Genomic DNA, 11,714 nt, shown 5'->3' on the forward strand with positions numbered 1-11,714 from the left:
CCGCCGGCGCCGACGGTCAGCCGGCGAGGTGGGCGAGCACCGCGGCGGGCACGTCGACGGGGGACGTGAGCACGGCCGCGGCACCCGCGGCCCGCAGCTCGTCCTCGCCGCCGTACCCCCACAGCGCACCCAGGCACGGGATCCCGTGCTCCGCGGCACCGTGCACGTCGTGCTCGCGGTCTCCGAGCATCACGGCCCGGTACCCCGCGTCGCCGGTGGTCGCGCGCACCCAGGTCAGCGCGCGCCCGATGATGTCGCCCTTGGTCTGCGACTCGTCGTCGGGGGCGCCCACGAGGTGGTCGAGCAGCGGCGTCAGCCCGACCTCGTCGCAGATGGGCGCGGCCCAGCGCGTCGGCTTGGCGGTCGCGACGACGAGCAGCACCCCGGCCTCCCGCAGGGTCGTCAGCGCCTCGGGGACGCCGTCGAAGACGCGGGTGTCCCACACGCCCTCGCGCCCGAAGTGCTCGCCGTAGCCGGCGATCGCGGCGTCGAGGCGGTCCGCGGGCACGCCGTGCGTCGTGAAGGACCACGCGATGGGCGGCCCGGCGAACGACCGCATGACGTCCTCGCCCGGTGCGGGCAGGCCGACGCCCGCGTACGCCGCGCGCACGGACGCGACGATGCCGGCGGCGGAGTCCATGAGGGTGCCGTCGAGGTCGAGCAGGGCCACGGGGCGTGCGGGGGTCATGCGCCCGATGGTGCCCCGAGCAGGTGCGCCGGCACGAATCGACGGGGCGTCGTGTCGCGGTCGTCGCTATGCTGGCCCGCACAGGCGTCGACCCGGCCATCACCGGCGAGCCTCCGGAAGAACGGGACGCCGCGGGTGCGGCGCCCTCAGTAGAACCGGACGGGGCAGGCCCGTCACAGCCGTCGGCGAGAGGCCGGGGACCCGTCCCCGGCAAGCGAGGTGGTACCGCGGTGTCCCCGGCCGGTCCGGGTGGCGTCGTCCTCGTGGCCGTACCGCGCCCGGACCGGGTGCGTGAGACCAGGAGCACCGACCGTGGCGTACCCGCTGCACCGCACGTCCGACGGCACCCCCGCGACCGTCCCGCCCAGCCCCGACCTGCCCGCCCTGGAGCAGGACGTGCTGCGGTACTGGGAGGCGGACGACACGTTCCGCGCGTCGGTCGCGCAGCGACCCGCGGGGCCGGACGGGACCAACGAGTACGTCTTCTACGACGGCCCGCCGTTCGCCAACGGTCTGCCGCACTACGGGCACCTGCTCACCGGCTACGCCAAGGACGTCGTGCCGCGCTACCAGACGATGCGCGGCAGGCGCGTCGAGCGCCGCTTCGGGTGGGACACGCACGGCCTGCCCGCGGAGCTCGAGGCCGAGCGCGTCCTGGGGATCACCGACAAGTCGCAGATCGACGAGATGGGCATCGCCGCGTTCAACGAGGCCTGCCGCTCGTCGGTGCTGACCTACACCCAGGAGTGGCAGGACTACGTCACGCGCCAGGCGCGCTGGGTCGACTTCGAGCACGACTACAAGACGCTCGACCCGTCGTTCATGGAGTCGGTGATCTGGGCGTTCAAGCAGCTGTACGACAAGGGCCTGGCCTACGAGGGCTACCGCGTCCTGCCGTACTGCTGGCGCGACGAGACCCCGCTGTCCAACCACGAGCTGCGCATGGACGACGACGTGTACGCGTCGCGTCAGGACCCCGCGCTGACCGTCGTGCTGCCGCTCGTCGACGCGCCCGGCGACCTGGCGGACGCTGCCCTGCTCATCTGGACGACCACCCCGTGGACGCTGCCGTCGAACCTCGCCGTCGCGGCCGGCCCGGACATCGCGTACGTCGCGGTCCGGCCGTCCCAGGGCACGTTCGCCGGGCGCACGCTCGTCCTGGCCGAGTCCCGCCTCGCGGCGTACGCGCGCGAGCTCGGCGAGCCCGAGGTCGTCGCCCGCCTGAGCGGCACGGACCTCGTCGGCCTGCGCTACACGCCGCCGTTCGGCTACTTCACGGGGCGGGAGCACGCGCACCAGGTGCTGGCCGCGGACTTCGTCACCACCGACGACGGCACCGGGCTCGTGCACCTGGCCCCGGCCTTCGGTGAGGACGACGCCGCGGTCTGCGCCGAGGCCGGCATCGAGACCGTCGTCCCGGTCGACTCCAAGGGCCGCTTCACCACCGAGGTCCCCGACTACGCCGGCCAGCAGGTGTTCGACGCGAACCCCGGGCTCATCCGCGAGCTGAAGGACCGTGACCTCGTGGTGCGCCACGAGACGTACGAGCACTCCTACCCGCACTGCTGGCGGTGCCGGAACCCGCTGATCTACAAGGCGGTGTCCTCGTGGTTCGTGCGCGTCACGGAGTTCAAGGACCGCATGGTCGAGCTCAACCAGGGCATCGAGTGGATCCCGGGGCACATCCGGGACGGCCAGTTCGGCAAGTGGCTCGAGAACGCGCGCGACTGGTCGATCAGCCGCAACCGGTACTGGGGCACGCCCATCCCCGTGTGGGTCAGCGACGACCCGGCGTACCCGCGCGTCGACGTCTACGGCTCGTTCGCGGAGCTCGAGGCCGACTTCGGCCGCGTGCCCACCAACGAGGCCGGCGAGCCGGACCTGCACCGTCCGTTCGTCGACGACCTGACGCGGCCCAACCCGGACGACCCGACGGGGCGCTCGCGCATGCGGCGCATCCCCGACGTCCTGGACGTGTGGTTCGACTCCGGCTCGATGCCGTTCGCGCAGGTGCACTACCCGTTCGAGAACCGCGAGTGGTTCGAGCACCACTACCCGGGCGACTTCATCGTCGAGTACATCGGCCAGACCCGCGGCTGGTTCTACACGCTGCACGTGCTGGCCACGGCGATCTTCGACCGTGCGGCCTTCCGCAACGTCATGTGCCACGGCATCGTGCTGGGCGACGACGGCCGCAAGGCCAGCAAGTCGTTGCGCAACTTCCCCGACCCCGTCGTCATGTGGGACAAGTACGGGTCGGACGCCGTGCGCTGGTCGCTCATGTCCTCGACGATCCTGCGCGGCGGCAACCTCGTCGTCACCGAGGAGGGCATCCGCGACGGCGTGCGCCAGGTGCTGCTGCCGCTGTGGAGCACGTACTACTTCTTCACGCTCTACGCCGGGGCCGCCGACGACGGCCGCGGGTACCCCGCGCAGCAGGTCACCGCCGAGCGCGCCGCCGGGCTGGCGCCGATGGACCGGTACCTGCTGGCCCGCACCGGGGACGTCGCGCAGCGCCTGACGGGGCTGCTCGACGCGTACGACATCCCCGCCGCGTGCGAGGCCGTGCGCGAGCACCTCGACCTGCTGACGAACTGGTACGTGCGCACCCAGCGCGACCGCTTCTGGTCCGAGGACGCCGACGCGTTCGACACGCTGTGGACCGCGCTGGAGCTGCTGACGCGCGTCATGGCGCCGCTCGCCCCGCTGGTCACCGAGGAGGTCTGGCGCGGCCTGACGGGCGGGCGGTCCGTGCACCTCGCGGACTGGCCGGTGCGCACGGAGCCGAGCCCGGACACCCCGGTGCACGGGCTCGGGGACGGCGCGCACGCCGTCGCGGGCCGGTTCGTCGGCGAGGCCCTGCTCGTCGACGACCCCGCGCTCGTCGCCGCGATGGACGAGGTCCGCGCGGTCGTCTCGTCGGCGCTGGGCCTGCGCAAGGCGCACCAGGTGCGCGTGCGCCAGCCGCTGCGCCGGCTCACCGTCGCCGTGGCCGACCCCGCCGCGCTGTCGCCGTACACCGACCTGCTGGCGGCCGAGCTCAACGTCAAGCACGTCGACGTCGTCGCGGCCGACGCCGCCACGACCGAGCGGTTCGGCATCACGCAGCGGCTCGCGGTCAACGCGCGCGCTGCCGGCCCGCGCCTCGGCCGTGCCGTGCAGCACGTGATCAAGGCCGCCCGCTCCGGCGCCTGGCGTGTCACGGGGGACACGGTCGTCGTGACGACCGACGACGGTGACGTCGCGCTCGAGCCGACCGAGTACGAGCTGACGACGGTCGTCGGTGACGGCGCCGGGGGCGACGTCGCGGCGGCCGTGCTGCCCGGCGGGGTGGTCGTCGTGCTCGACCTCACGCTCGACGACGCGCTGCGTGCCGAGGGCTACGCCCGCGACGTCGTGCGGGCCGTGCAGGACGCACGCAAGGCCGCCGGTCTGCACGTCGCGGACCGCGTGGACCTCACGCTCACGGTCCCGGCGGCGCACGTCGGCGACGTCGAGGCGCACCGCGAGTTCGTCGCCGCCGAGACGCTCGCGACGTCCGTGACGGTCGAGGCCGCCGACGTGGCCGAGGTCGCCGTGACCGTCGTGCGGGCCGACGCGTGAGCCGCGAGCACGGTGGCGCCGACCACCTGAGGGACGAGGCCGCACGCGCCGCCCGCGAGGCGGCCGACGAGGTGTACCGCGGCATCCTGGCGCGGGCCCCCGAGCACGACATCGATCCCGAGCTGGGCCGTGTCCGGGCCGTGCTCGAGCTGCTCGGCGACCCGCAGCGCGCGTTCCGCTCGGTGCACGTCACCGGCACGAACGGCAAGACGTCGACCGCGCGGATGGTCGAGGCGCTGCTGCGCGAGCACGGCCTGCGGACCGGCCGGTTCACCAGCCCGCACCTCACACGCGTCAACGAGCGCATCAGCATCGACGGCGAGCCGATCAGCGACGAGCGCTTCGTCGAGGTCTGGCAGGACGTCGCCCCCTACGTGCACATGGTCGACGCCGAGGCCGCGGAGCGCGGCGAGCCTCGGCTGTCGTTCTTCGAGGTGTTCGTCGTCATGGCGTACGCCGCGTTCGCGGACGCACCCGTCGAGGTCGCGGTCGTCGAGGTCGGCATGGGCGGGCGCTGGGACGCGACCAACGTGATCGACGCCGAGGTCGCCGTCATGTCGCCGGTCGCGATGGACCACGAGCGGTACCTGGGCAGCACCTTGGTCGAGATCGCCTCGGAGAAGGCCGGCATCATCAAGGACGGCGCGACGCTCGTGCTCGCGCAGCAGACCGACGACGTCGAGGGCGTCGTGCTGGCGGCGGCGGCCGAGCGCGGCGCCCGTGTCGTGCGTGAGGACGTCGACATCGCGGTCACCGACCGGCAGGTGGCCGTGGGCGGCCAGCTCGTGGCGCTGCGGGGTCTCGGCGGCGTCTACACCGACGTGTTCCTCCCGCTGTACGGCGAGCACCAGGCGCACAACGCGCTGCTCGCGCTCGTCGCGACGGAGGCGCTGCTCACCGGCGGCGCCGCGCTCGACGGGTCGGTCGTCGAGGCCGCGTTCGCCGGCGTCACGTCGCCCGGGCGCCTCGAGGTGGTGCGCTCGAGCCCGACCGTGCTCGTCGACGCGGCGCACAACCCGGCGGGTGCCGAGGCGCTGGCCGACGCCGTCGAGGAGGCCTTCGACTTCACGCGGCTCGTCGGCGTGGTTGGGGTCATGGCGGACAAGGACCCCGAGGGCATCCTCGCCGCGCTCGAGCCGCTGCTCGCCGAGGTCGTCGTGACGCAGGCGTCGACGGCGCGGGCGCTCGACGCCGACGACCTCGCGGAGATCGCGGTCGACGTCTTCGGTGAGGACCGCGTGCACGTCGCGGCCCGGCTGCCCGACGCCCTGGACCTCGCGGTGCAGCGCGCCGAGAGCGAGGAGGAGCGGGGGGCCGGCGTGCTGGTGACCGGCTCGGTGCTGCTCGTCGCCGAGGCGCGGATCCTGCTGGGCCGGCTCTGAACGGCGTCTCGCCTTGACGGCGGCGCGGGACCGGGGTGAGGTGGACGAGCCACCGCAGGGACGGGGAAGGGGCCGATCGTGAAGAAGCTCATCAACGACCCGCAGGACGTCGTCGCCGAGTCGGTCGAGGGGTTCGGTCTCGCGCACGCCGACCTGGTGACCGTGCACCTCGACCCGACGTTCGTCGTCCGTGCAGGCGGGCGGGTGCCCGGCAAGGTCGGGCTGGTGTCGGGGGGCGGCAGCGGCCACGAGCCGCTGCACGCGGGGTTCGTCGGCGTCGGCATGCTGGACGCCGCCGTGCCGGGGGCCGTCTTCACCTCGCCCACGCCCGACCAGATCGCGCCGGCGATCGCGGCCGTCGACGCCGGCGCCGGTGTGCTCACGATCGTCAAGAACTACACCGGCGACGTGCTCAACTTCGAGACCGCCGCCGAGCTCGCCGACGCCGACGGCACGACCGTCCGCCAGGTCCTGGTGAACGACGACGTCGCCGTCGAGGACTCGCTGTACACCGCGGGCCGGCGAGGCGTCGCCGGCACCGTCGCGGTCGAGAAGATCGCCGGTGCCGCCGCCGAGCGGGGCGACGACCTGGACGCGGTCGCCGCCGTCGCGCAACGGGTGGTCGACAACGTCCGGACCATGGGCCTGGCGCTCACGGCGTGCACCGTGCCCCACGTCGGCCGACCGAGCTTCGACCTCGCCGACGACGAGATCGAGATCGGGATCGGCATCCACGGCGAGCCCGGACGGCACCGCGTGGGGCTCGAGCCGGCGGACGTCCTGACGGAGAAGCTGCTGACCCCCGTGGCCGACGACCTGGGGCTGGCGCGCGGCGACCGGGTGCTGCTGCTCGTCAACGGCATGGGCGGGACGCCCACGTCGGAGCTGTACGTCGTCTATCGTCGGGCACGCGCGTTGCTCTCCGAGCGCGGGGTCGAGGTGACCCGCTCGCTCGTCGGCAACTATGTGACATCGCTGGAGATGCAGGGCGCGTCGGTCACCGTCCTCCGTCTGGACGACGAGCTGACCGCCCTGTGGGACGCGCCTGTGCGCACGGCCGCGCTGCGCTGGTGAGCGACGTGGGTGGGGACTCGGGGAGGCTGGGCGGATGACGTTGGACGCGGCATGGGCCGTCGACTGGGTGCGCCGCAGCGCGGCCACGGTCGCCGAGCACCGGGACGAGCTCGTCGAGCTGGACCGGCAGATCGGCGACGGCGACCACGGCGAGAACATGAACCGCGGCTTCCGGGCGGTCGTGGCCAAGCTCGACGCGCTCGACGCCCCGCCCGCGAGCGTCGGTGACGTGATGCGCCTCGTCGCGACGACGCTGATGTCGACGGTCGGGGGAGCGGCCGGCCCCCTGTACGGCACGGCGTACCTGCGGGCGTCGAAGTCGGGTGCCGCGACCGCGCTGGGCTCCGACGGTGTCGTCGCGCTGCTCGAGGCGGCGCTCGACGGCATCGTGACCCGCGGCCGGGCGCACGAGGGCGAGAAGACGATGGTCGACGCGTGGACCCCGGCGGTCGCGGCGGCCGTGGACGCCGCCGACCACGGCGCCCCTCCGTCGGCGGTGCTGGCCGCGGCGGCCCGGGGTGCGCACGAGGGCGCGGCCGCGACCGTGGCGCTCGTCGCGACCAAGGGTCGCGCCAGCTACCTGGGGGAGCGCTCCGCGGGACACCTGGACCCCGGGGCGCGCTCGAGCGAGCTCATCCTGCGCGCGGCCGCGGAGGCCGCGGCGGCCGCGGACTGATCGACGACGACCGTGCCGACCACGGCCCGGCGGACGACGGCGCGGCGACGGCGCCGCGAGGGAGGCAGGATCCGGTGACGGACCGGTGGGCGCCCGTGGCGCTGGTGCTCGTGTCGCACTCACGTGCGCTCGCGGAGGGGGCGGCGGAGGTCGCGGCGCAGATGGCGCCCGGCGTCCTCATCGTCCCGGCCGGTGGCACCGACGGGGGTGGGCTGGGCACGAGCTTCGACCTCGTCGAGGTGGCGCTGCGCCGGGCGACGGACGACGGACGCTCGGCGGTCGTCGTCGCGGACCTCGGGTCGGCCGTCCTGACGGCGGAGTCGGTGCTGGAGCTGGTCGAGGGTCACGTGGCGGAGCGCGTGCGGCTCGCGGACGCGCCCTTCGTCGAGGGCGCGGTCGCGGCGGCGGTCACGGCCCACGGCAGGGCCGACCTCGGTGCCGTGCTCGCGTCGGCGCAGGCGGCGGCCGCGACGTTCGGTCCCGTCGACGTCGAGCGGACCGCGCCGGCCGCCGCGCCGCCCGCCGCGGCCGGCGGCACGTCGGGGGGCGCCACCGCCCCGGTGGTGGACGACGACGGGTCGGTCCGGGCGACGGCCGTGCTGCGCAACCCGCTGGGCCTGCACGCGCGCCCGGCGGCGCTGATCGTCCGGATGCTCGCGCACTACGACGCGAAGGTCCAGGTCAACGGCGTCAACGCGGCGAGCGTCCTGGACCTCATGAAGCTCGGTGCGGTCAAGGACGACGTGCTCACCGTGAGCGCGCAGGGGCCGCAGGCGGTCGAGGCCGTGACGCGTCTGGTCGAGGACGTGGAGGCCGGCTTCGGGGAGGTGTGACCCGGGGCACGTCGCCCCAGCCGCAACTTGCATTGACTGCAACTTTGCATCAGGTGCAAGATCACCCCCGTGACCCCGCCCACCGACGACCTCGACGCCGTGCCGCCCGGCGCCGGGCTGCGTGAGCGCAAGAAGGCCGCCCGCCGCCTCGCGCTCATCGACGCGAGCCACCGCCTGGTCGCCGAGCACGGCCTGGACGCCGTCACGGTCGAGATGATCTGCGCCGAGGTCGGTGTCTCGCCCCGCACGTTCTTCAACTACTTCGCGACCAAGGACGACGCGGTGCTCGGTCACCGGCCGTGGTCCCTGCCGGAGAAGACGGCCGCCGCGTTCGTCGCGGGCGGACCCAGCGGGGTCCTGCTGGACGACCTCGTCGACCTGGTCGTCGGGCTCGTCGCGGCGCCGCCGCCGGGCAGCGCGCGCATGCGCCGCACGCTCGAGCTCGCAGCCGCCCACCCCCGCCTCATGGCCCACCACATCGCGTGGATGGACCGCCAGAAGGAGCAGGTCGAGCGGCTCGTGCGCGAGCGGCTCGGCCCCGCGGCCGCGCACCGCCCCGACACCGTGACGGCGCTGCTCCTCGTGTGCGTGCACGCGACGCTCATGCGCTGGGACGCCGCCGGGGGTGAGGGTCACGTGCGTGAGCACGCCACGGCCGTCGTCGCCGAGCTGCGCGCCCTGATCACCGCCTGAGCACCGCCTGATCCACGGCCGGGCCACGTGGCCCGTGACCGTCCCCCGGCAGCGTCGCCGCCCACCTCCACCGGAAGAGAAGGACCACCCATGGCCGGCACCACCGCGCCCGCACGCGCCGACGACGCGCCCGTCGTCGTCCTCACACCGCGCACGGTGTGGCTCATCTTCGGCGCGCTCATGGCGTCGATGTTCCTGTCGTCGCTCGACCAGTCGATCGTCGGCACCGCGATGCCGACGATCGTCGGCGAGCTCGACGGCGTCGCCCACCAGGGCTGGGTCGTGACCGCCTACATCCTGGCGATCGCGATCGTCATGCCCCTGTACGGCAAGTTCGGCGACGTGTGGGGGCGGCGCTGGCCGTTCCTCGTCGCGATCAGCCTGTTCACGATCGCGTCCGCCGGTGCCGGGTTCGCGCAGTCCTTCGGGGAGCTGGTCGTCTGGCGCGGCGTGCAAGGGCTGGGCGGCGGCGGTCTGATGATCCTGTCGCAGGCGATCATCGCGGACATCGTGCCGGCGCGGGAGCGCGGCAAGTACATGGGGCCGATGGGCGCGCTCTTCGGCATCGCCGCGGTCGTCGGGCCGCTCCTCGGCGGGCTCTTCACGGACCACGCGGACTGGCGGTGGTGCTTCTGGATCAACATCCCCATCGGTGTCGCGGCGTTCGTCACGGCGTGGTTCACGCTCAAGCTTCCGTCGCGGCGCTCGACCCGACGCATCGACGTGGCCGGGGTCGTCCTCGTCGTCCTCGCGACCTCGGGCCTCGTGCTGGCGACCAGCTGGGAGTCCTGGAGCGGGAGCCGCGGCTACGACTGGTCGGACCCGGGCCTCGTCGCGCTCGTCGTGGGCACGGCCGTCGCGGCCGTCGCGTTCGTGCGCGTCGAGCAGCGCGCCGACGACCCGCTGCTGCCGATGCGCCTGTTCCGGAACCCGACCTTCACCATCGCGACCCTCATCGGCCTGATCCTCGGCATGGGCATGTTCTCCGCGTTGGCGTTCCTGCCGACCTTCCTGCAGATGGCGACGGGTGCCGGCGTCACCGAGTCCGGGTTCCTCATGCTGCCGATGATGGTCGGCGTCATGGTCACGGCGATCGGGTCGGGCCTGGCGATCACGCGGACCGGGCGCTACAAGGCGTTCCCCGTGGTGGGGCTGGCGATCACGACGGCCGGGCTGGTCTGGCTCACGCGCCTGACGGGCGACATCTCGATGTGGCTGTTCGGCGCCATGATCTTCGTCCTGGGCGCGGGCATGGGCCTGGTCATGCAGACGATCGTGCTCGCCGTGCAGAACTCCGTGGACCCCAGCGAGATCGGGACCGCGACGAGCGCCAACAACTTCTTCCGGGAGATCGGCGCCGCCGTCGGCACCGCGATGTTCTCCACCATCTTCACCTCCCGGCTCACCGACCGGCTCGCGGACGTGTTCGCCGACGTCCCCGCCGGTGGGGAGACCTCGACGTCGAGCCTGACGCCCGCGATCGTGCAGGCGCTGCCCGAGCCGCTGCGCGACGGCGTCGTCGACGCGTTCGCCGGCGCGCTCGCGCCCGCGTTCTGGTACCTCGTGCCGCTCGTGGCCGTCGGCTTCGTCCTCGCGCTGTTCCTGCGGGAGGTCACGCTGTCCGACGTCGCCGGGATGGTGGCGCGCGGGGAGGCCGTCGCGGGGGGCCCGCAGGGGACGCGCGCGGCGGCCGGGACCGACGCAGCGGACGCCGACGGCACCGTCCTGGTCGACACCCTGTCGGCACCGGCACCCCGGGAGCGCGACGGCTCGGGTGCGCCGCCGCGCGGCTAGCCTGGGGCGATGAGCACGCAGCAGCCTGCCCCGCCACGGCGCAAGCGTCCGGCGAAGCCGCAGTTCACCCAGACGACGCTGCTGCTGGAGGCGTTCCTCGTGGGGTTCGCGACGCTGGTCGCGTTCGGCCTGCGGGTCGCGCCACCCGCGACCGTCTGGACGCTCGGCGGTGTGACGTGCGTCGTCCTGGTGCTGCTCTCGGGCTACATGGGGCGTCCCGGCGGCTACGTCGCCGGGACGCTCGCCCAGCTCGCCGTGCTGGGGTTCGGCGTCCTGGTCCCGATGATGTACGGCATCGGGGCGGTGTTCGTGGTGCTCTGGATCGTGGCGCTTCGCCTGGGGGGCCGGATCGACCGGGAGCGCGCGGAGTGGGACGCCGCGCACCCCGAGGGCCCCGCCCCGGCGTGACGGACGCGGACGGCAGGCGCAGGCCGTCCGCCGATAAGGTGACGGGCATGACTGACGCACCCGCACCGCAGCGCACCCTCGTCCTCGTCAAGCCCGACGGCGTGCGTCGGGGTCACGTCGGCGAGGTGCTGCGCCGCATCGAGGCCAAGGGCTACACGCTCGTCGCGGTCGAGCTGCGCCACGCCGACGAGGCGCTGCTGGCCGAGCACTACGCCGAGCACGCCGGCAAGCCGTTCGTCGACGCGCTCATCTCCTTCATGCGCTCGGGCCCCGTGCTCGCGGCCGTCGTCGAGGGCCACCGGGTCATCGAGGGCTTCCGCTCGCTCGCCGGGGCCACCGACCCGACCGTCGCCGCGCCCGGCACCATCCGCGGTGACCTCGCGCGCGACTGGGGGACCAAGCTCATCGAGAACATCGTCCACGGCTCGGACGGCGAGGAGTCCGCCGCGCGCGAGATCGCGCTCTGGTTCCCCTCGCTCTGAGCCGTCTGCTGACCGGCCGCGCGCCGCACCGACCCCGCGCACACGCCCGGGGCCGGTGCGTGCGCGGCCCGGCGGCCCGCG

10 protein-coding genes are annotated in these 11,714 nt (G+C 74.0%); 9 read left to right on the forward strand and 1 reads right to left on the reverse strand.

Annotated features, from left to right (window positions below; genetic code table 11):
* Window positions 1–16: 16 nt before the first annotated feature.
* Window positions 17–688 carry an HAD hydrolase-like protein gene (locus Cph01nite_RS00905; RefSeq protein ID WP_203670466.1) on the reverse strand — a complete coding sequence of 224 codons (672 nt, stop codon included), beginning with the start codon at window positions 686–688 and terminating at the stop codon, window positions 17–19.
* 312 nt (window positions 689–1,000) lie between these two features.
* Here Cph01nite_RS00905 and ileS point away from each other — a divergent pair, with 312 nt between their 5' ends.
* The 9 genes from ileS to ndk all read left to right on the forward strand — a co-directional run bounded on the left by ileS (window position 1,001) and on the right by ndk (window position 11,633).
* Window positions 1,001–4,291 (forward strand): isoleucine--tRNA ligase, encoded by a 3,291-nt coding sequence (gene ileS / locus Cph01nite_RS00910; protein ID WP_203670467.1) that lies wholly within the window; start codon window positions 1,001–1,003, stop codon window positions 4,289–4,291.
* A complete protein-coding gene (locus tag Cph01nite_RS00915; protein ID WP_203670468.1) occupies window positions 4,288–5,673 on the forward strand; it encodes a bifunctional folylpolyglutamate synthase/dihydrofolate synthase in 1,386 nt (461 codons plus the stop codon). The genes ileS and Cph01nite_RS00915 overlap by 4 nt, the downstream gene beginning before the upstream one ends.
* A 78-nt stretch (window positions 5,674–5,751) precedes the next feature.
* A complete protein-coding gene (gene dhaK, locus Cph01nite_RS00920) occupies window positions 5,752–6,747 on the forward strand; it encodes a dihydroxyacetone kinase subunit DhaK (protein ID WP_203670469.1) in 996 nt (331 codons plus the stop codon).
* A 34-nt stretch (window positions 6,748–6,781) separates the two neighbouring features.
* Window positions 6,782–7,423: a dihydroxyacetone kinase subunit DhaL gene (gene dhaL / locus Cph01nite_RS00925; RefSeq protein ID WP_203670470.1), complete on the forward strand. Its 642-nt coding sequence runs from the start codon at window positions 6,782–6,784 to the stop codon at window positions 7,421–7,423.
* Between the two features lie 74 nt (window positions 7,424–7,497).
* Complete coding sequence (dhaM, locus tag Cph01nite_RS00930; protein ID WP_203670471.1) at window positions 7,498–8,256, forward strand: dihydroxyacetone kinase phosphoryl donor subunit DhaM; 759 nt, start codon at window positions 7,498–7,500, stop codon at window positions 8,254–8,256.
* A gap of 69 nt (window positions 8,257–8,325) precedes the next feature.
* The gene (locus Cph01nite_RS00935; RefSeq protein ID WP_203670472.1) at window positions 8,326–8,949 is read left to right on the forward strand and encodes a TetR/AcrR family transcriptional regulator; all 624 of its coding nucleotides are present in this window, start codon (window positions 8,326–8,328) and stop codon (window positions 8,947–8,949) included.
* Window positions 8,950–9,039: 90 nt separating this feature from the next.
* Window positions 9,040–10,743, forward strand: coding sequence for an MDR family MFS transporter (locus Cph01nite_RS00940; RefSeq protein ID WP_203670473.1), 1,704 nt, complete (start codon window positions 9,040–9,042; stop codon window positions 10,741–10,743).
* A gap of 9 nt (window positions 10,744–10,752) precedes the next feature.
* On the forward strand, window positions 10,753–11,151 hold the full coding sequence (locus Cph01nite_RS00945) for a DUF4233 domain-containing protein (RefSeq protein WP_203670474.1): 399 nt from the start codon (window positions 10,753–10,755) through the stop codon (window positions 11,149–11,151).
* Window positions 11,152–11,198: 47 nt separating this feature from the next.
* On the forward strand, window positions 11,199–11,633 hold the full coding sequence (gene ndk, locus Cph01nite_RS00950; protein WP_203670475.1) for a nucleoside-diphosphate kinase: 435 nt from the start codon (window positions 11,199–11,201) through the stop codon (window positions 11,631–11,633).
* Window positions 11,634–11,714 lie beyond the last annotated feature (81 nt).

It is taken from the genome of Cellulomonas phragmiteti (assembly GCF_016862775.1).
GTDB lineage: Bacteria > Actinomycetota > Actinomycetes > Actinomycetales > Cellulomonadaceae > Cellulomonas > Cellulomonas phragmiteti.